Consider the following 25,129-nt stretch of genomic DNA (forward strand, 5'->3'; position numbering starts at 1 on the left):
GTTCGGGGTCAACCCGGCGCTCAGCGCAGCTGCGGTGAAGGTGGTGTCTGCTGCTGCGCGATCGCCGCGAGGTCGCTCTCGTCCTTGAGCGCCACGCCCGTCAGCCCCCGTTGCAGGGACTCTTGCATCAGCCATGCCAGCTTGAAGGCGGCGGCCTCGTAAGGCAGGCCCTCGGGCCGCACGTTCGAGATGCAGTTGCGCTCGGCGTCGTGCCGCCCGCGCCGGGGCGTGTGGGTCAGGTAGATGCCCAGGCTGTCGGGTGAACTCAGGCCCGGCCGCTCGCCGATCAGCATGACCGACAGCGCCGCGCCGAACAGCTCGCCCACTTCGTCGGCCAGCGCGACGCGGGCCTGCGTGGCGATGACGACGGGCGAGAAGCGCGTGTCCGGCGGCAGCCGCGAGCGCAGCGCCGCCAGCAGGGGCACGGCATGGCGCGCGACCGCGAGCGAAGACAGCCCGTCGCCGATCACGATGCACACGTCGCAGCCGTAGCGCCGGTCGCCGCGCAGGCGCGTGGCGTCGTCTTCATCGAGTTGCCGCCCCAGGTCGGGGCGGCGCAGGTAGGCGGTGCGGTCCGCGGCGCGGCTGCGTGCATGCACCACCTCCCAGCGCTGGGCGCGCAGCAGGCCGTCGAGCGCATCGACATCGAGCGCGGCGTGGATCGCGTCGCGCGCCATCGCGTGGGCCCAGCCGAAGCGCAGCGTCTCGTCGGTCGGCATGCCGGCGCCGGCACGGCCCAGCGCCAGCCGCGCGGGCGTGGCCGAGCGCCATTGCGCCCACGGGTTGGGAGTGACCGGTGGCGGCGAGTCGTTCATCGCGCCAGCGCGGCGAGCCCGCTCATGTCGGCCAGCAGCCGGTTGGACGAGGGCGGTGCGAGCCGGCCCGCAGCATCGGTGATCTGCATGCGCTGCAGCCATGCCTCGAACTCGGGTGCGCGTTTCAGGCCCAGCGTCTGGCGCAGGAACAGCGCGTCGTGGAACGACGTGCTCTGGTAGTTGAGCATCACGTCGTCGGCGCCCGGAATGCCCATGATGAAGTTGATGCCCGCCGTGCCCAGCAGCACGAGCAGCGTGTCCATGTCGTCCTGGTCGGCCTCGGCGTGGTTGGTGTAGCAGATGTCGCAGCCGATCGGCAGGCCCAGCAGCTTGCCGCTGAAGTGGTCTTCCAGGCCCGCGCGAATGATCTGCTTGCCGTCGTACAGGTATTCAGGCCCGATGAAGCCGACCACCGTGTTGATGAGCAGCGGCCTGTAGCGCCGCGCCAGCGCATAGGCGCGCACCTCGCAGGTCTGCTGGTCGACGCCGAAGTTGGCATTGGCCGACAGCGCGCTGCCCTGGCCGGTCTCGAAGTACATGACGTTGTCGCCCACGGTGCCGCGCTGGAGCGACAGCGCGGCCGCATGGGCTTCGTCGAGCAGTTCGGGTGTGACGCCGAACGAGAGGTTGGCCTTCTCGGTGCCCGCGATCGACTGGAACACCAGGTCGACCGGCGCGCCGGCTTCGGCGAGCTTCAGCGTGTTGGTCACGTGCGTGAGCACGCAGCTTTGCGTGGGAATCTCGAAGCGCTGGATCACCTCGTCGAGCATGCGCAGCAGGTCGCCCAGCACGGGCATGCTGTCCGACGCCGGGTTGAGCCCGATCACCGCGTCGCCGGCGCCGTAGAGCAGGCCGTCGAGCGTGGAGGCGGCCACGCCGCGCAGGTCGTCGGTCGGGTGGTTGGGTTGCAGCCGCACCGCGAGGTGGCCGGGCAGGCCGATGGTGTCGCGAAAGCGCGTGACCACGCAGCACTTCCTGGCGACCGACACCAGGTCCTGGTTGCGCATGAGCTTGGACACGGCTGCCACCATTTCGGGCGTGAGGCCGGGCGCCAGCGCGGTGAGCACGTCGGTGGTGGCCGCGTCGGACAGCAGCCAGTTGCGAAAGTCGCCGACCGTGAGGTGCGACACCGGCGCAAAGGCCTGTGCGTCGTGGCTGTCGATGATCAGGCGCGTGATGTTGTCGCTCTCGTACGGAATCAGCGCCTCGGTCAGGAACTGCTTGAGCGGCGTGTCGGCCAGCACGTGGCGCGCGGCCATGCGCTGCTGCGCGGTGGCCGCGCCGATGCCCGCCAGGTAGTCGCCCGAGCGCGCGGGGCTCGCGAAGGCCATGACCTGTTTGAGGTCGTCGAAGCTGAAGACCTGGCCGGCGATGGTGGTGCTGTAGCGCATCGGTCTTTGCGGTTCCTGTTTCTTGTCAGGCGGTGGTGCTCGAAGAAAGCATGTCGTCGGGCGCCGCCGCCTTGCGCTGCGCCGAGGTCAGCAGAAAGTAGCCGTACGCCGCGGCCATCAGCACGATGAACAGCAGCGTGAGCATGCCGTTGAACCACACCATCGCACCCAGGCACACCGCGCCCAGGCCGAGCGCAATGGCCGGGAACACGGGGTAGAAGGGGGCGCGGTAAGTGCGCAGCAGGCCGGGTTCGCTGCGGCGCAGCTTGAACAGCGCGGCCATCGAGATCATGTACATCACGATGGCGCCGAGCACCGCCATGGTCACGATGTTGGCGGTGAGCGTCTGCCCGCCGAACTGCACCAGCTCGTCGCTGAAGATCGCGACCACGCCGATGACGCCGCCGGCCAGCAGCGCGCGGTGCGGCGTGTCGAAGCGCGGGCTCAGGCCGGCGAAGTAGCGCGGCAGGTAGCCCGCGCGCGCCAGCGCGAAGATCTGGCGCGAGTAGCCCATGATGATTCCGTGGAAAGACGCGATCAGCCCGAACAGGCCGATCCACACCAGCATGTGCAGCCAGCCGCTGTTGTCGCCCACAACCGTCTTCATGGCCTGCGGCAGCGGGTCGTTGATGTTGGCGAGCTTGCGCCAGTCGCCCACGCCGCCCGCGAAGATCATCACGCCGAAGGCCAGCACCACCAGCGTGACGATGCCCGTGGTGTACGCGATGGGAATGGTGCGGTGCGGGTCGCGCGCTTCTTCGGCCGCCATGGCCGCGCCCTCGATGGCCAGGAAGAACCAGATGGCGAACGGAATCGACGCGAAGATGCCCGAGACGGCCGCGCCGTTCAGCACGCTGCCGCCGGCCCAGCCGTTGGCCACGAAATTGGCCCTGGTCCAGCCCGGCGTGACCACGCCCATGAACACCAGCAGCTCGACGATGGCCAGAATGGTGACGAACAACTCGAACGCCGCCGCGATGCCCACGCCCACCCAGTTGAGCCCGATGAAGATCACATAGGCACCGAGCGCGAACCACTTCGGATTGATGCCCGGGAACTGCACGTTGAGGTACGCGCCGATGGCCAGCGCAATGGCCGGCGGCGCAAAGACGAATTCGATCAGCGTCGCAAAGCCCGCGACGAAACCGCCGGTCGGCCCGAAGGCGCGCCGTGCATAGGCGAAGGGCCCGCCCGCATGTGGAATGGCGGTCGAGAGTTCGGTGAAGCTGAAGATGAAGGTGGTGTACATCGTCGCCACCAGCACGGTGGCGACGAGGAAGCCGAGCGTGCCGGCGGTGTTCCAGCCGTAGCTCCAACCAAAGTATTCACCCGAGATGACGAGGCCCACGGCAATGCCCCAGAGCTGGAGGGGGCCGAGCACCTTCTTGAGGTGGCCCGAGCCGGTTGCGGACGATGCCGCCGGCGTGGCGTCGGTGGAATGCATGGGGCTTCCTCTCTGCGTGAATGTTGACAGTGCGCATTCAGCAAAGCAAGGGCTGTTCCAACGAACAGGCCGCGCCGGAATATCGGCTTACAGGCGCGACATGGGCGCTGGCCATAATCGGGGCCTCTCCAACTTCGAGGTGTTTCGTGAAGTCTCTTTTCTGTGCCGCTCTCGTGTCCGTCTTCGCCATGCCCGCCGCGTTCGCGCAATCCGCCGCGGTGACCACGCCCAGCGGCCTGGTCTACCAGTCGCTGAAGGACGGCACCGGCGCATCGCCCGCCGCCACCGACACGGTCAAGGTCCACTACCGCGGCACCTTCCCCGACACCGGCAAGGAGTTCGACAGCTCCTACAAGCGCGGCGAGCCCACCGAGTTCCCGCTCAACGGCGTGATCCCGTGCTGGACCGAAGGCGTGCAGAAGATGAAGGTCGGCGGCAAGGCCAAGCTGACCTGCCCGCCGTCGATCGCCTATGGCGCGCGTGGTGCCGGCGGTGTGATTCCGCCGAACGCGACGCTGAATTTCGAAGTCGAGCTGGTGTCGGTCACCAAGCGCTGATCGGCTCAGACGCCCGGCTGATACTGGTACAGCCAGGTCTCCGTCAGCGTCTGGTCCCCGTTCTTCAGGTAGAGCCGCATGTCGATCGGCTCGTTGCCCTCGGGCGTGAAGTCGAACTGCGCGCGCCAGTGGCCCGCCACGCCGTTCGGCACGGCCTCCGCGAAGACGTACGAGAACTTGCCGCGCGCCGCCGTCAGCACCACCTCGGGCTTCACGCCGAAGGGCACCGTGGTCAGCGGCTGGCCGATGAACTCCACCATGAACTTGCGCACGCCCTGCGGCCTCGGCTGGCCCGGCTGGCCGCCGCGTCCGATGCGCGTGGCCACGCAGTGCGCGAGCGGCGACGGAAAGGGTTCCTGGTCGGTCCAGTGCAGGCGGTACTGCAGGCTGTAGCTCGAACCGGCCTTGGCATCGGCCTTGGGTACCCAGAAGGCCACGATGTTGTCGTGGATCTCGTCGTCGGTCGGGATTTCGATGAGCTGCACCGAGCCTTCGCCCCAGTCACCCAGCGGCTCGATCCACAGGCTCGGGCGCTTCTCGTAGTTCACGCCGTCCTGGTAGTGGTCGAACGCGCGGTCGCGCTGCAGCAGGCCGAAGCCGCGCGGGCGGGTGTCGGCGAAGGCCGAGGCGCGCGTCTGCGTCGGGTTGTTCAGCGGCCGCCAGATGCGCTCGCCCGCGCCGTTCCAGATGGCCAGGCCGTCGGAGTCGTGCACTTCGGGGCGCCAGTCGATGGCGGTGGGCTTGATGGTCTCGGAGTACCAGTACATCGACGTGAGCGGCACCAGGCCCAGGCGCGACACATCGCGGCGCATGAACAGGCGCGCGTCGATGTCCATGATCACGGCCTTCGTGCGCTGCATGACGAACTTGAAGACCCCCGTCACGCTCGGCCCTTCGAGCAGCGCGTAGACCGTCATCGAGGTGGTGTTGCCGGCCGCCGGGGTCTCGAAATAAAAGCGCGTGAAGGTCGGGAATTCTTCCGGCTTGCCGGGCACCGCCACGTCGAGCGCGAGGCCGCGCGCCGACAGGCCGTACTGGTAGAGCTCGCCGATGGCGCGGAAGTACGAGGCGCCCAGAAAGGCCACCCAGTCGTTCTTCTGCCAGTCGAGCTTGCTCTGGTCGCCCAGGCGGCTTTCCTGCAGGCGAAAGCCCGCGAAGCCGGCGCCGGGCGGCAGCTCGCGCGCGGGGCTGTCGGGCGGCATCGAGAAATAGGACGGGCTGTAGAGCACTTCGCGCGCGAAGGCGTCGCCGTCGGCGTTTTCCAGCACGTGCATGCGCACCGGTGTCTGGAAGAAGCGGCCCAGGTGAAAGAAGGTGACGGGAAAGGCGCCGGGCCCGTCGCGGAAGAGGGCGTTGTCGGGGTCGAACTTGATCTTGCCGTGCGCGTCGTAGTCGATGCGCTCGAGCACCTCGGGCGCCAGCGGCGTGGCCGCGACGTAGGGCTGCGCGGCGAGCGCCTTGGCCTGCGCGACCAGCGCGTCGAACGAGAAGGGCGTGGGCTGGCTCAGTTGCAGGCCGTTGGCGGCCAGCGCCTCGGTGGGCAGGCCCAGGGCGGCGAGCGCGGCGGCGGCGCACCGGCGGCAAGGAAGGATCGGCGATCAAGCATGTGGTTCTTGAGGGTTGCGAATCTTTGGGGAAACTCTGGGAAAAGAGGACAGGCGGCTGCGCAAACGATAGGGCATTTTCCGCGACCGGGAACAACCGCAAGATTGACCCCGCGCGCGGCCGGGCGGCGTCAGCCATTCCGCGCAAACCGGGCCGGACAAAGCCGGGAATCCGGAAAATTGTGCGTTTATGTTTCGGCGTCCGGACCGGGGTCGACCGTCTTCAGCGCGTACACCGCGTACAGCGGCACGCCGAGCAGCAGCATCACCATCGGCGCGAACAGCGCATAGGGCCAGCCGATGCCCTGCATCACCCGGTAGGTGGCGTCCAGCCGCAGCCGGGGGTGCGGCTGCGTCAGCTCGGCCTCGCGCCGGATGCCCCAGTGAAACTCGGCGCCGGTGGTGCGCACCGACGGATGCTGCTTCGCGCGGCCCACGGCCAGCCAGCACATGGCGTCGAAGGCCAGCACCGAGCCCGCCGGCGCGCGCTCGCCGAAGGTGGCGAGCACCGCCCGCACCTGCCCGGGCTGCAGGTACATCAGCACGCCTTCGGTGAACAGGAAGACCGGCTTCGCATTGCGCTTGCGCGGCAGGCCCAGCTGCTCCCACCAGTCGGGCGCGGTCAGGTCGAGCGAGCGCAGGTCATGGCGCTCGTGGGTCTCGGGGATCAGCTCGCGGCGCAGCTCGAGCACTTCGGGCAGGTCGGCGTCGGTCATGCGCGACTTGTCGTCGTCCAGCCACTGGAAGTAGTGGCTGAGCCCGCAGCCCATGTTGACCACGCGGGCGCGGGGTGCGCCTTCAGGAAGTCCTGCGCCAGGCTGCGAAAGCGGCGCGTGCGCGAGAGGATGCCGTAGATGGTGGCGCGGTCTTCGGGCAGCGCGCTGCCGTCGTCGCGGATCTGCTCGAGGATGCCGGCGGCATAGGCGTCGCGCACGGCCACTTGCGGGAACATCGCGTCACCGGAGGCCCGCGCGGCCAGGGGGATCCGCAAGGTGGAGGGAACGGCCGACAGGCTTCGTGCGGATTTGGGACGTGTCATGAATGCTGGAGCGAGACCATGCGCAAAGTCTGGCCGTTCCAGCGACAGGGGGCAAGTCAGTCTTTCGTTCAGCGGCCCGGATGGGAGCGCGCGTCCACGTAGGCCCAGGCCTGCAGCCCCGACGCCAGCGTGACGCGTTCGCGCCGGTAGTCGTCGACCTCGTAGGCGTCCGCATGGGCCAGCTCGGCCGGGGTGACGGCGAAGACGGCGCCGTCGACCCGGTCGGCGGTGTTGCCGCTCGGGGCGACGATCGGGTGGTGCGTCTTGCCGCTGGTCGCGACGACCGCCGGGTCTTTGATCTCGAGCTGTTCCAGACGGTAGCCGGGCAGGCTGTCGAGCCGGCCGTCCAGCCGGCGGCCGAAGGTGGCGACCTGCACCGACTGCAGTTGCAGCGTGCCGTAGGAGAAGAGTTGCTCGGTGGCGGCTTGCGTGGCCGGGGCGTTTGTGGCCGGTGCGTGCGCTTCATCGTCGGCCATCAGCAGGTCTTCGTAGAAGGCGCCGAAGGGGCGCGTGGGGTGCGCGATCTGGATCTCCAGGATCCAGATGCCCGTGCCCGGGCACAGGCCGAAGTCGCCGAGCCGGCCGGCCTGGTAGATCGCATGCGGAAAGTCGCACACGCGGTGGCCCTTGATGTCGAGGTTGAGCCGCCAGCCCATGGCCTCGGCGCGTTCGGCGGCGTAGGCGTAGAGCGCCTCGCCGCTCAGGCGGTCGGCGCGCCAGCGCGCGGCCACGTCGTGCCACAGCGTGCGCGCGGCTTCGGCGCAGGCGTGCATCTGCGGGTCGTTTCCGGTCACGAAGGTGTCGCCGGCATCACCTTCGTGGCCCTCCCAGACGGGGCCGATGTCGATGAAGTAGATGTCTTGCGCGCCCAGCACGCTGGTGGGGTCCGACTGCTCCCTGAAGGTCTTGAGCGTGTCCTGGCCGAAACGGATCACGATGGGGTGCCAGTTGCGCTCCATCTCCAGCTTGTGCAGCGTGGCCATGGCGAGGTCGTGCGCCTGCGCGTGGGTGATGCCGGGGCGCATGCCCGAGGCGATCTGGCGCACGGCGCGCTGCGAGAGCGTGCGTGCGTGCTGCATCGACTGCAGCGAAAACTTCGCGCCGGTGGCTTCGGTGCGTCCGGCTTGGGGTGTTGTCATCGGCAAGGTCCAGTGTCGTGGGGCAAGGGGCGAGGGCGTCGGCACCGCTCTAGCAAGTGCCTCGCTATATTTTAGAAAATACAGCGAAGCCGGCGGCCGCTAGGGGGTGCCCGTCGTGCCGCGCTGGCGCGCGAGGTGGCGGTAGACCGTGCTGCGGTGAACGCCCAGGCGCCGCGCCGCCTTTGCCACGTCGTGCTCGCTGGCCTTGAGGGCTTCGTCGATCGCGTGGCGCGTGATGGCCGTCAGCGGCTCGGCATGCGGCGTGGGTGCATGGGCGGGCGCGTCGTCTTGCGGTGGGGGCGCGGTGTGCGCGTCGCGCAGGTGCGCGGGCAGCGCGGCGGCCGTGACCGAATCGCCCGTGTCGGCCAGCGCCACCACCGCGCGCAGCGTGCTGCGCAGCTCGCGCAGATTGCCGGGCCAGCGGTAGGCGGCCAGCGCGTCGAGCGCATCGTCTTCCAACCGCAGGTGCCTGGCCGCGCCGCCCGACTCCAGGAACAGCCGCGCGATCAGCGCGCGCCGGTCGGCGCGCCGGCTCAGCGGCGGCAGCGTGACGGTGAAGCCCGCCACGCGGTACATCAGGTCGGCGCGAAAACGACCCGCTTGCACCAGCGCCGGCAGGTCGCCGTGCGTGGCGCACACCAGGTCGAAATCCACCGCCACGCCCTGGCCGCCGCCCAGCGGCGTGACCACGCGCTCTTCCAGCACGCGCAGCAGGCGCGTCTGCAGCGCCAGCGGAATCTCGGCGATCTCGTCGAGGAACAGCACGCCGCCGTGCGCCTCGCGAATGCGGCCCGCCATGCCCTTGCGCCTGGCGCCGGTGAAGGCGCCTTCGTCGTAGCCGAACAGCTCCGACTCGATCAGCGTCTCGGGCAGCGAGGCGCAGTCGACCGCCACGAAAGGGCCGGCGGCGCGGCGGCTCGCGGCATGCAGGCGGCGCGAGAACACCTCCTTGCCGCTGCCGGTCTCGCCGTTCACCAGCACCGGCACGCCTTCGTTCAGCACGCGCACGGCCTTGTCGAGCAGCGGCGCCAGGTCATCGGCCTCGGGCTGCGCCGCGGGCGTGTCCGTGCGCCGCGCCGTGGGGCGAGAGGCGCCGGGCGTGCCCGAGCGTTCCATCACCGTGGCGATCTGCCGGCCGCCCGGCAAGGTCAGCAGGCTGCGCCGGTGTTCCATGCGCGGCCAGTTCGCGCCCAGAAAAGCCTTGGCCTCCAGGTCGAGCAGGCTGTCCCACGAGCGGCCGAACAGCTCCAGCGCCACGCGGTTGGCCGCGACGATGCGCCCGCCCTCGATCACCATCAGTCCCTCGCGCGCGGTGCCGATCAGCGCCGGCCGCGCATGAAAGCGCAGCACGTGGCCGCCGGCCTCGGCCAGCATCATGCGGTGCTCGACCTGCTGCGCCGCCATGCGCACCAGGCCCAGCGCATGCGTGTTCACGCGCACCGTTTCGCCGGAGATGTCGAGCGCGCCGGCCAGCTCGCCGCGCCCCGTGAAGATGGGCGCCGCCGCGCAGCCGAGTGCGCCGTTCTGCGCGAGGTAGTGCTCGCCGCCCAGCACCATCAGCGCCTCGCGCTCGGCCAGCGCGGTGCCGATGGCGTTGGTGCCCCGGTGGTTCTCCGACCATTGCACGCCGGGCTGCAGCGCGATGCGCTGGGCCTTGGGCAGGAAGTCGGGGCTGCCGATTTCCTCGAGGATCAGCCCGCTTGCGTCCGACAGGATCACCACGCAGCCGTTGCCGATGGCGTGCTCGGCCAGCCCGTCGAGTTCGGGCTGCGCGCAGTTGAGCAGCCGCACGGCCTGCTCGCGCCGTTCGCGCAGCAGGGCCAGCGCCATGGGCTCGGGGTCGATGTACTGGTGGTCGACCGGGCGCAGCGCTGCCACGAGCGCGAGATGTGCGGCGCGATCCACGGGGCCGGGTCGCGCCCCTGCCCGAAGAACAGCTCGCGTGCCTGTTCCACCCTGACCGATGGCCACTGCGCTTCACTCATGCGTGTCTCCGGTTGTCTGCCGTTCACGGTGTTTTCGCCTTGTGCGACATCGTAGTCGCTATGTTCGCGCGGACATGTCGCAGATTGCGAATGAAAACCCGCTGCGAAACCGGCTTGCCCGGCGGAAGTACTCAGGGAATGTCCCGATCCGGGCGGGTACGTGCCTTGCGGTTGTCCGTGCGGGTCGCCGCATGTCGCGGCGCTACCGCCACCAGCAAACAGGAGACAAGTCATGGACATGCTCGAACCGGGCAAATTCGGCACCGCGGTGCCGTTCAAAAAGCGCTACGGCAACTACATCGGCGGCGAGTGGGTCGCGCCGGTGGACAACCAGTACTTCGAGAACATCACGCCCGTCACCGGCAAGGTCTTCTGCGAGGTGCCGCGCTCCACGGCCGCCGACATCGACCGCGCGCTGGACGCCGCCCACAAGGCCAAGGCGGCCTGGGGCCGCACCTCGCCGACCGAGCGCGCGAACATCCTCAACAAGATAGCCGACCGCATGCAGGAGAACATCGCCGTGCTGGCCGCCGCCGAGACCTGGGACAACGGCAAGCCGCTGCGCGAAACCATGGCCGCCGACCTGCCGCTGGCCATCGACCATTTCCGTTACTTCGCCTCGTGCATTCGCTCGCAAGAGGGCGGCATCAGCGAAATCGATCATGAGACCTTCGCGTACCACTTCCATGAACCCTTGGGCGTGGTCGGCCAGATCATTCCATGGAACTTCCCGATCCTGATGGCGGTGTGGAAGCTGGCGCCCGCGCTGGCGGCCGGCAACTGCGTGGTGCTGAAGCCGGCCGAGCAGACGCCGGTGTCGATCTTGGTGCTGCTGGAGATCGTCGGCGACCTGCTGCCGCCGGGCGTGCTGAACGTGGTGAACGGCTTCGGCGTGGAGGCGGGCAAGCCGCTGGCGTCCAGCAACCGCATCGGCAAGATCGCCTTCACGGGCGAGACCACCACCGGCCGGCTGATCTCGCAGTACGCCAGCCAGAACCTGATTCCGGTCACGCTGGAGCTGGGCGGCAAGTCGCCCAACATCTTCTTCGCGGACGTGATGGACAAGGACGACGGCTTCTTCGACAAGGCACTCGAAGGCTTTGCCATGTTCGCGCTGAACCAGGGCGAGGTGTGCACCTGCCCGTCGCGCGCGCTGATCCAGGAATCGATCTACGACCGCTTCATGGAGCGCGCGCTCAAGCGCGTGGCCGCCATCAAGCAGGGCAGCCCGCTGGAGATGGACACCATGATCGGCGCGCAGGCCTCGAGCGAGCAGCTCGAAAAGATCCTGTCGTACCTGGACATCGGCAAGCAGGAGGGCGCGCAGGTGCTGATCGGCGGCGAGCGCAACCTGCTGTCGGGCGACCTGAAGGACGGCTACTACGTCAAGCCCACCGTGTTCAAGGGCCACAACAAGATGCGCATCTTCCAGGAAGAGATCTTCGGCCCCGTGGTGTCGGTCGCCACCTTCAAGGACGAGGAAGAGGCGCTCTCCATCGCCAACGACACGCTCTACGGCCTGGGCGCCGGCGTGTGGAGCCGCGACATGAACCGCGCCTTCCGCATGGGCAAGGGCATCCAGGCGGGTCGCGTGTGGACCAACTGCTACCACCACTACCCGGCGCACGCGGCCTTCGGTGGCTACAAGCAGTCGGGCATCGGGCGCGAGAACCACAAGATGATGCTCGACCACTACCAGCAGACCAAGAACCTCCTGGTGAGCTACAGCGAGAACAAGCTGGGCTTCTTCTGATGACAGGCGAGGTGCTGCGCGTCACCGCGACCGATGCCGCGCTCGCGTTGATCGACAGGCTCGCCGCCAAGCACGGCCCGCTGATGTTCCATCAGTCGGGCGGTTGCTGCGACGGCAGCGCGCCCATGTGCTATGGGCAGGGCGAGTTCATCGTGGGCGACTACGACCGGCTGCTGGGGCACATCGGCGGCATGCCGTTCTACATCAGCGGGCCGCAGTTCGCGTATTGGCAGCACACGCAGCTGATCATCGACGTGGTGCCGGGGCGGGGCGGCATGTTCTCGCTGGAGGGGCCGGAAGGCCTGCGCTTCCTGACACGCTCGCGGCTGTTCACGGACGAGGAATGGGCCGTGCTGGAGGCCGAGGAAGCGAAGTAGAACGAACGGCCCTTGTCCGATAGTCTGGATAGACTGGCGTGCTCGATTCAACCCAAGGAGCACTCCATGAAGATCAGCGCACGCAACGTCCTGTCGGGCAAGGTCATTTCCATCGTCCGCGGCCCGGTCACGACCGAAGTCACCCTCGAAATCGCGGCGGGGGTGCAGATCGTCTCGACGATCACGAGCAGCTCGGCCGAGTCGCTGAAGCTTACCGAAGGGGCGAATGCCTATGCGGTGATCAAGGCTTCGAGCGTGATGGTGGGGACGGACTGAGCACGCGCCTCGGGCCGGGCTCGCTTACCCTTCCTCCTTCACGGGCCAGCTCGTTGGATCGGGTGTCCATCGGGGGTCGGGTTCATGCTCCATGAGGATGCAGGCATAGGCGCCGAGGTCCATGTCGTAAACCTCTTTGGCGGCCTCGGCGCCGCCATCCTCGCGTTTCGCGTTCGATGCGAAGCGAGTGAAGAGCTCCCAGTTCTGCCCCATCTGCTCCACGAGGATGCGCGCGAGTTCGTAGGAGAGCCGGTTGCCGTCGTCCGTCCTGAAGAAGGAGGCGCCGAACCAGAACTCCTGGATTCTTGCTTCGTCCCAGAACGTCAGGTGGCTGCGCCGCAGTTCCTGGAGTTGGCCGAGCGGCATGACTCCCACGCCCGTGAGCTTTCTTTCGGTGTTGACGGCCAGGCCTTCATCCAGCCACCTCGGCAGCTTGAGGTGAGAGAGTGCGCTGTGTGTCATTTCATGTGCGATGACCGGCTCGATGGCCGAAAGGTCGGCGCGTTGGACGAGAAAATGGGCGCACCCCGCATCGATGAACATGCCACCGCTGAAGGCGAATTCGCCTTCCTCCGGATAGTAGTTCGACACGTAGTTGTAGTACGTCTCTTCGTTGTCAAGGACGAGCAGGATGCTCTTGCCGTGCTCCCCGAAATGCGCGAGGCCGGCAAGAACGCGCTGGATGCGCTTGCGGGTGGACGCTACGTAGTCGGCGGTCGCCACGACGACGATGTCTTCTAGCGAAGACAGCACGAAGGCATGCTCTGATTCGTGCAGGTGGAAGTGTGGGCCGAGCGCATCCCTGAGATGGAGCAGCCATGCGCGTTGTCCCTGTTCGATGGCAAGGCGCTGGCTGCGTGCGTCGTTCATCGAACCCGCCCACGCATGCAGTGCGTGCCAATTCAGCAGAGGGAATCCGTTGCGAATCCATGTGTTGGAGATGAGTGGGAATACGTGCGCCTCATCGAACACGAGGTCCCCTGGCGCGTCTTCCGTCGAGAAACCTTCGGGTCGTGGTCTGGCATCGGCGTTCGATACGCGGGGCTGCCTGGGCAGGTGGGTCCATGCGAGGAATGCGCCCATGAAAGGAAGGATCCAGACCATGATGTGCAGCATGTTCTTGCGCAGTGGAATATCGTCGATCGCACCGATGCGCCGTGCCATGTACAGGTTGGTGGCGAGAAGGAGGGCGCACGAACCGAGAAGCAGAAGCAGTTCCGACGTCGTCATGTGTTGGCTTGTTGAAGAAGATGTCGAGCCAGCAACTGCGCCGCCGGCGAGAGTTCGGTCCCCGTCTTCGTTGCCATCAGCAACCGCCGCGTGGCCCACGTTTCCTTGAGCCGCACGACCTTCAGGTCGAGCGCCGCCACCTGCGCCTTGCAGGCCGCGAGCGGCACCACGCCGATGCCGAGGTTGGCCGCGATCATGTGGCACATCGCGTCGAAGCTGCGCACCTGCACGCGCAGCCGCATCGGAATGCCGGCCTGCTCGGCGGCACGCGAGGTCAGCTCCAGCAGGGAGCTGCTGCGGTTCAGGCCCACGAACTCGTGCGCCAGGCAGGTCTTGAAGTCGACCTGCTTGGCACGCGTGCGCGCCAGCGGATGCTGCCTGGCGCACAGCACCACCAGCTCGTCGGTCTGGAAGGGCGCGACGTCCAGGCCGTAGGCGGGCGTGTTCTCCGCGAACACGCCGACGTCGGCGAGGCCGTCGACCAGCGCGCGCACGGTGTCGCCGCTCAGTTGTTCTTCCACCTCGACGCGGATGTCCGGGTGTTGGGCCAGGAAGGTGGCGAGCGTGGTCGGCAGGAACTCCGTCAGCGCCGACATGTTGGCCCACAGCCGTACGTGGCCGCGCACGCCGCTGGAGTAGTCGTTGAGCTCGTTGCTGAACTGCTCGAAGCCCTGGAACAACCGCATCGCATGCTGCATCGCGACATGGCCCGCGGGCGTGAGCGCAATGCCCTGCGCGCTGCGCTCGAGCAGCTTCGAGCCGGTGGCCGCTTCGAAGTCCGACAGCCGCCGGCTCGCGGCCGACAGTGCGAGGTGGCACGCCTCCGCGCCCTTGGTGATGCTGCCCGACTGCGCCACGGCGCAGAACAGGCGCAGCGTGACGAAGTCGACGCGGGCGGGGTTGATCGGGTGGGGCATCGCCGAATTCTAGAGAGCAGGCAAGTGCCGAAAGTCACCGTCCATTCGCGATGAGAACCAAAGGGCTCGTTTGACATGTTATGTCGGCGCACCTATAGTGAATCCATCGAAGCACCGCTCGCTTCCAACGGTATCAACCACAAGGAGAGGTATGCAATCACTGCTCGATCAACTCAAGGGGCTCGACGCGCTGGCCGGTGCCGCGATGGGCGGGCGGCCCGTGCAGTTGCAGCCCATTCCGGGGCGCACGCCGGTGGTCCAGGTGAGCATCGAGGGGCGCGACGAGCTGCCGATCTTCGTGACCAGTTCGGACATGCAGATCATCTGCATCTGCTATCTCTGGACCGAGGAAGAAGTGAAGCCCGAGCGCCGCACCGAGCTGCTCGAATCGCTGCTCGACCTGAATCCTTCGGTGCCGCTGTCGTCGTTCGGGCGCGTCGACGGGCGCTACGTGCTCACCGGCGCGCTGGGGCGCGATGCGAGCGTGGACGACATCGCACGCGAAGTGGCCGTGCTCAGCGACAACGCGCTCGATGCGCTGGACGCCCTGTCCGAATTCCTGAACTAAGCGGAGGTCTCCATGACAGTCATCAAGAAGCTCGTCACCCTGCTGCGCGGCAGCGCGCGCGAAATCGGCGAGAGCGTGGTCGACAGCAACGCCACGCGCATCTACGAGCAGGAAATCATCGACGCCAAGCACAGCATCGAAAAGGCCAAGGGCGACCTCACGGGCGTGATGGCCAAGGAGATGCAGTCGGCCCGCGAGATCGTGCGGCTGAAGAACGAGGCGTCGCGCTACGAAGGCCTGGCGCTCGAAGCCCTCAACAAGACGCAGGAAGGCCTGGCGCTCGACGTGGCGGCCAAGGTCGGCCTGCTCGAGCAGGAGCTCGAGGAACAGGCCAAGGCGCATGCCTCGTATGCGCTGCAGGTGTCCAAGCTCAAGGAGCTCATCAAGTCGGCCGAGGCGCGCATCCGCGAGCACGAGCGCGAGATCGGCATCGCCAAGACCACCGAGAGCGTCTACCGCGCCACGCAGTCGATCTCCGAGAACATCGGCAGCGGCGGTTCGCGGCTGGCCAATGCGCGCGAGTCGCTGGAGCGCATCCGCGCGCGCCACGAAGACCTGTCCGACCGCATGACGGCCAGCCAGCAACTCGAGAACGAGTTCGGCCACGGCGCGCTCGAGAAGAAGCTCGCGGCCGCGGGCATCGGCAACGAAGCCGACCGCACCGGCAAGGTGATGGAACGCATCCGCGCCCGCCAGGCCAACCCGTCGGGGACCGGAGCGCAATAAGCATGCGCGCCAAGCCGGTTCGCTGGCAGGGCTCCGACGAGGCGATACGCGCCGTGCAGGTGGCGTTCGACGTGGAAGAGGCCGTGCTCGAAGCCGTGCGCACCGCGGCCTTCGAGCAGCATGTGTCCACGTCGGACCAGATCCGGCAGGTGCTGGGCCTTGCCACCACGTCCAAGCCCAAGCGGCCCCGGCTGACCGTGTCGCTGAATGCGGCAGACTACGAGTTCCTCGCGAAGCGTTACGGCCTCGCGGTGGACGACCGCCTGGCCATCAAGGAGAAGGCCACGCGGGACCTGATTGAATTTGCCAGTGGAGCCACGGGGACGGCTTCCGGCAGGAAGAGCACCGGCACGGGAAGGCCGGGCCGCAAATAGAACAACGAACAACAACCCGCATGCGGGAGGATCAATGGGCGATTTCATGGGAGCGGTGACGGGGTACCCCACCGCGATCTACACGGTGCTGCTGGGCGTCGTGGTGATCTACTGGGTACTCGCCGTGCTGGGCATGGTCGACATCGAACACGCCGGCATCGACCTTCATCTGCACGCCGACGCGCCGCACGTCCACACGCACGCCGACGGCGACTCCAGCGACATCGGCCACATCGCCAGCTACGTGGTGGCCTTCGGGCTGAACGGCGTGCCGTTCTCGGTGGCCGTGAGCCTGCTGGTGCTGGTCTCGTGGACGGTGTGCTGCCTGGGCGGCGAGTGGCTGCTGCCGCTGGTGCCGACGATGCCGCTGAAATTGCTGGCCGGCACGGTGCTGCTGGTGGCCAGCGCGGTCATCGCCATTCCCATCACCGCCGTGGCCATCCGGCCGCTGCGCGGGCTGTTCGTGAGCCACACGGCCGTGAGCAACGCCGCGCTGGTCGGCCAGGTCTGCCGCGTCGTCACCGGCGTGGTGAACGAGAAAGACGGCCGCGCCGAGGTGGCGCGCCGCGGCGCCAGCCTGAACATCCGCGTATGGGCTGCCGTGCCCAACACGCTCAAGCGCGGATCGCAGGCGCTGATCCTCGAATACGACGAGGTGGCCGGCCGCTACCTCGTTGCCGCGCACGACGACCACAACGCCGTCTGATCGTCTTTGTGGCGCAACACTGCGCCACATCGCGTCGCGTCACGCCTTTCACCTGTTTCTTTCGCTCTCAAAGCAATTCTGGAGAAAAAATGGAGCCCATCCTCATCGCCATCGTCATACTGGCCGTCGTCATCCTCGGCCTGTTCGCGATGTTCGCCAAGTTCTATCGCAAGATCGAACAGGGCCACGCCCTCATCGTGAACACGCTGCGCGCCGAGCCCGAAGTGACCTTCACCGGGCGCATGGTCTACCCCATCATCCACAAGGCCGAGCTGATGGACATCTCGGTCAAGACCATCGAGATCGACCGCTCGGGCAACGAGGGCCTGATCTGCCGCGACAATATCCGCGCGGACATCAAGGTGAAGTTCTTCGTGCGCGTCAACAAGACGGCCGACGACGTGCTGAAGGTGGCGCAGGGCATCGGCTGCGCGCGCGCCTCGAACCACGAGACGCTCGAGGAGCTGTTCTCGGCCAAGTTCTCGGAGGCGCTGAAGACCGTGGGCAAGTCGATGGAGTTCGTCGACCTCTACCAGGCGCGCGACGGCTTTCGCGACCAGATCATCAGCCAGATCGGCAACGACCTCTCGGGCTACGTGCTCGAGGACGCGGCCATCGACTTCCTCGAGCAGACGCCGCTGTCGGAGCTGGACGCCAACAACATCCTCGATGCGCAAGGCATCAAGAAGATCACCGAGCTGACGGCGGTCGAGCATGTGCGCACCAACGAACTGCGCCGCAACGAGGAAATGCAGATCAAGAAGAAGAACGTCGAGACGCAGGAAGCGCTGCTCGAGCTCGAGCGCCAGCAGGCCGACGCCACCTCGCGCCAGCACCGCGAGATCGCCAGCGTGCGCGCCCGTGAAGAGGCCGAGACCGCCAAGATCCAGTCCGAGGAGCGCACCAAGTCCGAAACCGCGCGCCTGCTGTCGGAGCAGACCGTGTCGGTGCAGCAGGAAAACGTGCAGCGCGAAAAGGAAGTGGCCGAGAACAACCGCAAGCGCGCGGTGGCCATCGAGGAAGAAAAGGTCACGCGTGCCCGCGACCTGGAAATCGTCGATCGCGAGAAGGAAGTGACGCTGCAGCGCATCGAAAAAGACAAGGCCGTCGAAGTGCAGAAGAAGGCCATTGCCGACGTGATCCGCGAGCGCATCGTGGTCGAGCGCACGGTGGCCGAGCAGGAAGAAGCCATCAAGGAACTGCGCGTGGTGGCCGAGGCCGAGCGCACCAAGAAGTCGGTCGTGATCATGGCTGAGGGCCAGGCCGACGAGAAGATGGTGCTCGACGTCAAGGCCGCCGAGACGCAGGAAAAGCGCGCCCGCCACAAGGCCGCCGAAGAGCTGACGCTGGCCGACGCCAAGCTCAAGGTCGCCGAGCGCGACGCCGAGTCGAAGAAGCGCGAAGCCGAGGGCGTCGAGGCCATCTCGGCCGCCCCGGGCCTGGCCGCCGCCAAGGTGCAGATCGCCACGGCGCAGGCCAAGCTCGTGAGCTTCGAGGCCGAAGCACGGGCAAGGAAAAGCTGGGCCTGGCCGAAGTGCACATCCGCTCCGCCGATGCCGACGCCATCCTCAAGGCCGGCCAGGCCGACGCGCAGGTCATCGAGGCCCGCTCGCAGGCCGAAGCCGCCGGCATGCGCGCCAAGTTCGACGCCGAAGCCTCGGGCAAGGAAAAGCTCGGCCTTGCCGAAGTGAACGTGCGCACGGCCGATGCCGAGGCCACGCTCAAGTCGGGCCAGGCCGATGCGCAGGTCATCGAAGCGCGCTTCGGCGCCGAGGCCAAGGGCCTGCACGAGAAGTTCGAGGCCATGAAGTCGATGAGCCCCGAAACCCGCGACCACGAAGAGTTCCGCATGCGCCTGGAGAAGTCGCACATCGAGACGCTCAAGGGCATCGATGCGCAGACGTCCATCGCCAAGGAACAGGCCGAGGTGCTGGGCACCGCGCTGGCCAACGCCAAGATCGACATCGTGGGCGGGCAGGGCGACTACTTCGACAGCTTCGTGCGCTCGCTGTCGGTGGGCAAGGGCATCGACGGCGTCATTTCCAAGAGCAATGCGCTGCAGGTCGCGTTCAAGGACCAGCTCTCGGGCGAGCGCGACGTGGTGAAAGACCTGCGCGACATCGTCGGCGCGCTGGGCAGCTCGTCGGGCGAGATCCAGAACCTCAGCGTGGCCTCGCTCATGAGCAAGATCGCCAGCGACGGCAGCGAAAGCCAGAAGAACGCCCTGCAGAACCTGATCTCCACCTTCCGCCCGCTGAACGGAGACGCGCGATGAGGCCTGACCTGAAGTGCAGTTGCTCGGCGCATGCGTCGATGCAACCCGTGGCGTTGGCCGAGGCACTTCTTGCGGTGCAGTGCGCCGACTGCGGCGGCATGGTCATGGCCATGGACGACTGGCGGGCCTGGAAGGGCGGCGACGCAGACCGCGTGCCGCACGCGGTCGACGACGAGGTCATCGAGGTGTTCGACGCCGCGTCGGTGCGGCACTGCCCCGCGTGCGACCGGCTCATGCAGCGCCTGCGCGTGAGCGCGGGCCCCGACTTTCGCATCGACCGTTGCGTGGCCTGCCAGAACCTGTGGTTCGACAAGGGCGAGTGGCGCGCCATCGTGAGCCGGGGCCTGGCGGGCCGGCTCGACGAGCTGCTGTCCGACGGCTGGCAGCGTCGCCTGCAGAGCGAAGAGGTGCGCGAAGTGCGCCTGGCCGCGCTGCGCCGGCGCTACGGCAACGATTGCATCGACGAGCTGGACCGCATCCGCGCCTGGCTCGACACCCAGCCTCACCGCGACGAATTGCTCGCACTGCTGCGCGCGGACTGACCGCGCCGACCTATGCAACCAACGCAAGAACCGGGAGCGCCGGCCGGCGCCGACGCGCAGACTGCCCAGACCGAGGCCCTGGTGTCCGGCAGCGGCAGCTACGACCTGCTGAAGAAACGGCTCGAAACCCAGGGCGAGGGCCTGCTGAAGAAGACGCAGGCGCTCAACGAGCAGCGGCTGGCCGAATTCGGCCGCTCCGACCAGACGCTGATCCTGCGCACGCGCGCGCGCACCGAGAACAACGCCGTGGCGCGCGACCTCGTGCGCATCGGCGACCTGCTGCTGTTCGGCTACAACGTGTTCATCGGCCTGCGCAAGGAGACCGCGGTCGGCGACGTGTTCGGCCTGTACCGGCTGGTGTCGCCGGGCGAGTCCGCCCCGGGCGTGGAGAGCGACGAGCTGCAGCCGGTGCCGCTGGCCGGCACCTTCCTCGAAGACACGCGCTTTGCCTCCGACTTCCGCGAGCTGTACGCCTACTACAAGCAGGCCACGCTGCTGCAGCTGCGGGTGACACAGGACAAGCTGCTCGCGTCCTTCCAGATCGGCCAGCAGATCACCGACGTGCGCGTGTTCCGCTGGGCCATCGAGCGCGATGGCCGCATTGCCTACATCGACAACCGCGGCGAGCGCGACATCGCCTTGCCCGCGAGCCACGATTTCGAGTGGACCGTGGCCACCCGCGAAGACCACGTGGGCGGCAAGCACCCGCACGTGAACGTGCTCGACACGGTGTTCGTCGAGACGCTGGGCGGCGACCTCACGATCAAGATCGAGAACAACACCGAGACCGGCCTGGGCATCTACAGCGAGCCGGTGGAAGACAAGAGCCAGTCGCTGACCGACGCCGAGATTGCGTGGGCCAAGCTCGGCATGCTCATATTGCTGCGCGTGAAGCCCTACCGCGAGCAGGTCACGCGCTACCTGGTGTTCAACATCCGCACGCAGCAGGTGGAGCGCATCGACGCCATCGGCGGCTCGTGCGTGCAGCTGCCCGAAGACCACGGCATCATTTTTCCGGGTGGCTACTACCTGCAGTCGGGCGAGCACAAGCGCTTCGACCTGCCTGCCGAGATGGTCGAGAACCTGCGCTTCAAGCGCATGCTGCGCTCGCCCAACGGCGAAGACGTGGCCTACATTTTTTACGACCCGAAGCCGGGCCGCTACGCGCTCTTCAACTACAACCTGATCGACAAGAAGCTCGCGACGCCGATCATCGCCAACGGCTACGGACGCTTTGCCGACGGCCGCATCCTGGTGTTCCACGACAACGAGGGCGAGCCGACGCGCGTGCATCCGATGCAGCTGTGGCAGACCCCGTTCGCCAGCGAAGAGCACGTGAGCGCGCAGCCGCCCGCCACCGGCTTCTTCGGCAAGATCGGCAATGCCGAGCTGGTGCGCGGCGTGAGCGACCTCATGGGCATTGCCCGCGCGGTGCGCGAACAGGCGCCGACCAAGGCCGCCTACGAAGACCTGATCCGCCAGTGCACCCGCGTGAGCGATGCCTACTTCTGGCTCGACGCGCCGGAGGCCACGGGCCTGATGGCCGAGCTGCGCAGCATTGCCGAGGTGGCGCGCAGCACGCTGGCCGAGTTCGAGAAGGTCGACACCATCCGCCGCGAAACCGCGCGCGCATTGGCCCGCGCGGAAGACGAGCAGCATGCGCTGCTGGTCGACATTGCCAGCACCATCTGGCGCGCGCCCGACGATTTCGTGAAGGCGCTGGCGCGGCTGCGCGAGCGCCGCGGCGCGCTGCAGATGCTCAAGGAGCTGCGCTACGCCGACCTGCCGCGCATCGCCGCGATGGACGCCGCGCTGGAGACCGAGCAGCAGCGCATCGGCGAACGCGCGATGCAGTTCCTGGCCGCCGACACGGCGTTCGTGGGCCAGCGCCAGTCGCTCGACAAGCTGGCGCTGGAGCTGCCGAACCTGGCCACGTCGCCGGCGCTGGGCCAACTGCTGGCCACGCTCGACGAGCAGGCCGCGGGGCTCGACCTGCTGACCGAGCAACTGGGCAGCCTGCCGGGCGGCGACGCGGTGATCCGCACGTCGATTCTCGACCGCATCTCGCTCATCTACGCCGACATCAACCGCATGCGCGCCGATGCGCGCACGCGGCGCAAGTCGCTGGGCGCGACCGAGGCGCGGGCCGAGTTCGGCGCGCAGTTCAAGCTGTTCAGCCAGGCGGTGGAAAACGCGCTGGAGTTCGCCGACACGCCCGAGAAGTGCGACGACGCGCTCACGCGGCTGCTGGCCCAGCTGGAAGAAATCGAGGCCGCTTCGCCGAGCAGGAAGACTTTCTGGCCGACATCGCGGAAAAGCGAGAGAACGTGTACGAGGCGCTGTCGGCACGGCGCCAGAGCCTGGTCGAAGCCCGCCAGCGCCGCGCGCAGGGCGTGGTGAATGCGGCCGGCCGCATCCTCGACGGCATTCCGCGCCGCATCGCGCAACTGGCCGACCTGACGCAGGTACACAGCTACTTCGCGGCCGACCCGATGATCGGCAAGCTGCACACGCTGATCGCCGATTTGCGCACGCTGGGCGCGGCCGTGCCCGCCGACGAACTCGACACCCGCCTGAAGACCGCGCGCGACCAGGCCCTGCGTGCCGTGCGCGACAAGCGCGAGCTGGTGAGCGAGGGCGGCGACACGCTGCGCCTGGGCCGCCACGCCTTCACCGTGCACCGCCAGCCGGTCGACCTGACGCTGGTCGCGCGCGAAGAGGGCATGGCCTACCAGGTGACGGGCACCGACTACCAAAGCCCCGTGGACGACGAGCGGCTGCAGCCCCTGCAGCGCTACTGGAACCAGTCGCTGGTGTCTGAAGCGCCCGCGCTGTCGCGCGCCGAGTACCTGGCCGGCCGCCTGCTCGAAGCCTTGCTCGAAGGCAAGGCCGAGCGCAGTTGGGCCGACGTGCGCACCCTGCTGGCCGAAGACCCGCAACATCCGCAACTGCTGGAAATGGTTCGCCGCTTTGCCGCCGCGCGCTACCAGGAGGGCTACCAGAAGGGCATTCACGACGACGACGCGCTGCGCCTGCTGGGCGCGCTGGTCGCCATGCAGGACCAGGCCGGCCTGCTGGCCTGGGGCCCGACCGAGCGCGCGCTGGCCTTGCTCTACTGGCAGCACGGCCACCTGATCGCGCACCGCGAATCGCTGCTGCGGCGCGCGCGTGCCGCGATGCAGATGCACGACCTGTTCGGCCGGCGCGACGCGCTCGACCAGCTCGAAGCCGACACCGCGCGATCGCTGAACCATTTCGCGCGCGACGTGCTGCCCGACCTGCTGCCGCTGGCCGACACCGCCGACGAAGAAGCGCGCGACGCCCACAAGGGCCGCATTGCCACGCTGTGCGACCAGGCGGCCGCGTACCTGGTGCGCGAACTCGCGGCGCACAATGGCGAGACCTGGGCCGTGTCCGGCGCGGGCGAAGACTGGCCGCCGCGCTGCTGCGCGAGCTGGAGCGCGGCGGCCGGCGCGAAGCCTGGCAGGCCGACCTCGACGCCGCGCCGCCCGCCGAGCGCTGGCGCCTGGCGCGCGATTGGGTGGGCGCCTACGCCGTCCACCAGGCGCCGCAGTCGGTCGACTGGGTGGACGACGCGGCCAGTGTGCTGGCCATGCCATTGCAGCGCACGCGCGTCAACGTGGCGCTCGACCGCACGGTCGACGGCCTGCGCGGCGAGCACCCGCGCGTGGCCGAGGGCCGCATGACGCTGAACCTCAACGACTTCTGGCGCCGCTTCCTGTTCCACACCGCACACGCGGTGCCGGGCTACGAAGCGCTGCAGAGCCTGCGCCACGAGCTGCTCGAACGCGAGAAGGCGCGCCTGAAGCTCAGCCAGTTCCAGGCCAAGCCGCTGTCGACCTTCGTTCGCAACCGGCTGATCGACGAGCTGTACCTGCCGCTGATCGGCGACAACCTCGCCAAGCAGATCGGTTCGGCGGGCGAGGGCAGCCGCACCGACCGCATGGGGCTGCTGCTGCTGATCTCGCCGCCCGGCTACGGCAAGACCACGCTGATGGAGTACGTGGCCGACCGGCTGGGCCTGATCTTCGTGCGCATCAACTGCCCGGCGCTGGGCCACGGCGTGACCGCCATCGACCCGGCCAACGCGCCCAACAGCGCGGCGCGGCAGGAGCTGGAAAAGCTCAACCTCGGCCTGGCCATGGGCAGCAACGTGATGCTGTACCTGGACGACATCCAGCACACGAGCCCGGAGTTCCTGCAGAAGTTCATTGCGCTGGCCGACGGCACGCGGCGCATCGAGGGCGTGTGGAACGGCGAGCCGCGCAGCTACGACATGCGCGGCAAGCGCTTCGCGATCGTGATGGCGGGCAACCCGTACACCGAGTCGGGCGACGTGTTCAAGATCCCGGACATGCTGGCCAACCGCGCCGACATCTACAACCTGGGCGATGTGCTGTCGGGCCGCGAGGCGGCGTTCGCGCTGTCGTACATCGAGAACAGCCTGACCTCGAACCCCACGCTGATGCCGCTGGCCTCGCGCGACCCGAAGGACGTGCAGTTGCTGGTGCAGATGGCGCAGGGCCACGAGGTGCCGAGCAGCGCGCTGTCGCATGCGTACAGCGCGGTCGAGCTGGAAGAGATCAAGGCCTTGCTGCAGCGCCTGTTCCGTGCCCGCGACCTGCTGCTGAAGGTGAACCTGGCGTACATCGAGTCGGCCGCGCAGCAGGAAAACTACCGCATGGCGCCGCCGTTCAAGCTGCAGGGCAGTTACCGCAACATGACCAAGCTGGCGGGCAAGATCACGGCGCTGATGCGCGACGACGAGCTCGATGCGCTGCTGCGCGACCACTACCGCGGTGAGGCCCAGACGCTGACCACCGGTGCAGAAGAAAACCTGCTGCGGCTGGCCCAGTTGCTGGGCAGCCCGACGCCGGAAGAAGACGCGCGCTGGAAGAGCATCTGCGAAGAGTTCGTGCGCCAGCGCAAGCTCGGCGGCGCCGACGTGGACGGCAGCCAGCGCATAGCGAGCAGCATGCTCGACGTGGCGCGCGCGGTCGATGCGCTCAAGCCCGAGCCCGTGCTTGCCGCCGAAAGCCCCAGTGAAAGCCAACGCCTGGCCGACGCCATGCTGCAGATCGCCGTGACCTACCGCGAGTTGATCCTGCCGCTGGTGACCGCCACTGAACGCAGGCTGGAACTCGACCGTTCGATCAAGCAGGACATGGAGCGGTTGGCTGCCGATGTGCAAGCCACACGTGTTGTGCCGAAGCGTGGGCCGAAACCTGACAAGGAGCAGCAGGGATGAAGCGTTGTCGTTCGATCCGGCGAGGCAGGGGATGTTCAGGGCGCGCTCACGCCGACGGTGTGCTCTGCTCCGCGAATGTCCCCCGGCCTGCGGCCTCCTCCTTTATTTCGCTGCGCAGAGCACACCGCCGACGTGAGCGTTG

Annotated in this window: 20 protein-coding genes and 2 pseudogenes; 13 read left to right on the forward strand and 9 right to left on the reverse strand. The window is 67.8% G+C overall.

The window, feature by feature from the left end:
* Positions 1 to 20 precede the first annotated feature (20 nt).
* Genes eutC through eat form a run of 3 tightly spaced genes read right to left on the reverse strand, consistent with a single transcriptional unit; the run spans position 21 to position 3,650 of the window.
* The gene (gene eutC, locus BMG07_RS09030) at positions 21 to 815 is read right to left on the reverse strand and encodes an ethanolamine ammonia-lyase subunit EutC (protein ID WP_198084265.1); all 795 of its coding nucleotides are present in this window, start codon (positions 813 to 815) and stop codon (positions 21 to 23) included.
* Positions 812 to 2,206: an ethanolamine ammonia-lyase subunit EutB gene (locus BMG07_RS09035; RefSeq protein ID WP_198084266.1), complete on the reverse strand. Its 1,395-nt coding sequence runs from the start codon at positions 2,204 to 2,206 to the stop codon at positions 812 to 814. The genes eutC and BMG07_RS09035 overlap by 4 nt, the downstream gene beginning before the upstream one ends.
* 25 nt (positions 2,207 to 2,231) lie before the next feature.
* A complete protein-coding gene (gene eat / locus BMG07_RS09040; RefSeq protein ID WP_198084267.1) occupies positions 2,232 to 3,650 on the reverse strand; it encodes an ethanolamine permease in 1,419 nt (472 codons plus the stop codon).
* Between the two features lie 188 nt (positions 3,651 to 3,838).
* Between eat and BMG07_RS09045 the strand changes: the two genes are divergently transcribed.
* Positions 3,839 to 4,207: an FKBP-type peptidyl-prolyl cis-trans isomerase gene (locus BMG07_RS09045; protein WP_198084300.1), complete on the forward strand. Its 369-nt coding sequence runs from the start codon at positions 3,839 to 3,841 to the stop codon at positions 4,205 to 4,207.
* Between the two features lie 5 nt (positions 4,208 to 4,212).
* On the opposite strand, the pseudogene BMG07_RS09050 reads toward BMG07_RS09045, so the two are convergent.
* The 4 genes and pseudogenes from BMG07_RS09050 to BMG07_RS09070 all read right to left on the reverse strand — a co-directional run bounded on the left by BMG07_RS09050 (position 4,213) and on the right by BMG07_RS09070 (position 9,867).
* Positions 4,213 to 5,813 (reverse strand): annotated as a pseudogene (locus tag BMG07_RS09050) (glucan biosynthesis protein).
* A gap of 186 nt (positions 5,814 to 5,999) precedes the next feature.
* Positions 6,000 to 6,850 (reverse strand): annotated as a pseudogene (locus BMG07_RS09055) (class I SAM-dependent methyltransferase).
* Positions 6,851 to 6,918: 68 nt separating this feature from the next.
* On the reverse strand, positions 6,919 to 7,989 hold the full coding sequence (locus tag BMG07_RS44770) for a M24 family metallopeptidase (protein ID WP_374221251.1): 1,071 nt from the start codon (positions 7,987 to 7,989) through the stop codon (positions 6,919 to 6,921).
* A gap of 99 nt (positions 7,990 to 8,088) precedes the next feature.
* Positions 8,089 to 9,867: a sigma-54-dependent Fis family transcriptional regulator gene (locus BMG07_RS09070; RefSeq protein ID WP_307866910.1), complete on the reverse strand. Its 1,779-nt coding sequence runs from the start codon at positions 9,865 to 9,867 to the stop codon at positions 8,089 to 8,091.
* Positions 9,868 to 10,206: 339 nt separating this feature from the next.
* Between BMG07_RS09070 and adh the strand changes: the two genes are divergently transcribed.
* The 3 genes from adh to BMG07_RS09085 all read left to right on the forward strand — a co-directional run bounded on the left by adh (position 10,207) and on the right by BMG07_RS09085 (position 12,380).
* The gene (gene adh / locus BMG07_RS09075) at positions 10,207 to 11,727 is read left to right on the forward strand and encodes an aldehyde dehydrogenase (RefSeq protein ID WP_198084268.1); all 1,521 of its coding nucleotides are present in this window, start codon (positions 10,207 to 10,209) and stop codon (positions 11,725 to 11,727) included.
* Positions 11,727 to 12,104, forward strand: a complete 378-nt coding sequence (locus BMG07_RS09080) for a DUF779 domain-containing protein (protein ID WP_198084269.1) — start codon at positions 11,727 to 11,729, stop codon at positions 12,102 to 12,104. Before adh ends, BMG07_RS09080 begins: the two co-directional genes overlap by 1 nt.
* A gap of 66 nt (positions 12,105 to 12,170) precedes the next feature.
* Positions 12,171 to 12,380: a molybdopterin-binding protein gene (locus tag BMG07_RS09085; protein ID WP_198084270.1), complete on the forward strand. Its 210-nt coding sequence runs from the start codon at positions 12,171 to 12,173 to the stop codon at positions 12,378 to 12,380.
* Between the two features lie 24 nt (positions 12,381 to 12,404).
* Here the strand turns inward: BMG07_RS09085 and BMG07_RS09090 are convergent, their stop codons facing one another.
* Positions 12,405 to 13,610: a hypothetical protein gene (locus BMG07_RS09090; RefSeq protein WP_198084271.1), complete on the reverse strand. Its 1,206-nt coding sequence runs from the start codon at positions 13,608 to 13,610 to the stop codon at positions 12,405 to 12,407.
* A complete protein-coding gene (locus BMG07_RS09095; RefSeq protein ID WP_198084272.1) occupies positions 13,607 to 14,527 on the reverse strand; it encodes a LysR substrate-binding domain-containing protein in 921 nt (306 codons plus the stop codon). Before BMG07_RS09095 ends, BMG07_RS09090 begins: the two co-directional genes overlap by 4 nt.
* A 151-nt stretch (positions 14,528 to 14,678) precedes the next feature.
* Here BMG07_RS09095 and BMG07_RS09100 point away from each other — a divergent pair, with 151 nt between their 5' ends.
* The 9 genes from BMG07_RS09100 (at position 14,679) to BMG07_RS41810 (ending at position 24,987) form a co-directional block, all read left to right on the forward strand.
* Complete coding sequence (locus BMG07_RS09100) at positions 14,679 to 15,095, forward strand: YjfI family protein (protein WP_198084273.1); 417 nt, start codon at positions 14,679 to 14,681, stop codon at positions 15,093 to 15,095.
* A 12-nt stretch (positions 15,096 to 15,107) separates the two neighbouring features.
* Positions 15,108 to 15,821 carry a PspA/IM30 family protein gene (locus tag BMG07_RS09105; RefSeq protein ID WP_198084274.1) on the forward strand — a complete coding sequence of 238 codons (714 nt, stop codon included), beginning with the start codon at positions 15,108 to 15,110 and terminating at the stop codon, positions 15,819 to 15,821.
* Between the two features lie 2 nt (positions 15,822 to 15,823).
* The gene (locus tag BMG07_RS09110) at positions 15,824 to 16,195 is read left to right on the forward strand and encodes a hypothetical protein (RefSeq protein ID WP_198084275.1); all 372 of its coding nucleotides are present in this window, start codon (positions 15,824 to 15,826) and stop codon (positions 16,193 to 16,195) included.
* A gap of 34 nt (positions 16,196 to 16,229) precedes the next feature.
* Complete coding sequence (locus BMG07_RS09115; RefSeq protein WP_198084276.1) at positions 16,230 to 16,901, forward strand: ubiquinone biosynthesis protein; 672 nt, start codon at positions 16,230 to 16,232, stop codon at positions 16,899 to 16,901.
* An 89-nt stretch (positions 16,902 to 16,990) separates the two neighbouring features.
* A complete protein-coding gene (locus tag BMG07_RS09120; RefSeq protein ID WP_269758790.1) occupies positions 16,991 to 18,592 on the forward strand; it encodes a flotillin family protein in 1,602 nt (533 codons plus the stop codon).
* A 580-nt stretch (positions 18,593 to 19,172) separates the two neighbouring features.
* A complete protein-coding gene (locus tag BMG07_RS09125; RefSeq protein ID WP_198084277.1) occupies positions 19,173 to 19,718 on the forward strand; it encodes a zf-TFIIB domain-containing protein in 546 nt (181 codons plus the stop codon).
* Positions 19,719 to 19,730: 12 nt separating this feature from the next.
* Positions 19,731 to 22,118, forward strand: coding sequence for a DNA repair ATPase (locus BMG07_RS41800; RefSeq protein ID WP_269758791.1), 2,388 nt, complete (start codon positions 19,731 to 19,733; stop codon positions 22,116 to 22,118).
* A complete protein-coding gene (locus tag BMG07_RS41805) occupies positions 22,046 to 23,425 on the forward strand; it encodes a hypothetical protein (RefSeq protein ID WP_269758792.1) in 1,380 nt (459 codons plus the stop codon). Before BMG07_RS41800 ends, BMG07_RS41805 begins: the two co-directional genes overlap by 73 nt.
* Before the next feature lie 308 nt (positions 23,426 to 23,733).
* Positions 23,734 to 24,987 (forward strand): hypothetical protein, encoded by a 1,254-nt coding sequence (locus BMG07_RS41810; RefSeq protein WP_269758799.1) that lies wholly within the window; start codon positions 23,734 to 23,736, stop codon positions 24,985 to 24,987.
* The last annotated feature ends 142 nt before the right edge of the window (positions 24,988 to 25,129 follow it).

It is taken from the genome of Variovorax sp. E3 (assembly GCF_016082275.1).
In the GTDB taxonomy this organism is placed as follows: Bacteria; Pseudomonadota; Gammaproteobacteria; order Burkholderiales; family Burkholderiaceae_C; genus Variovorax.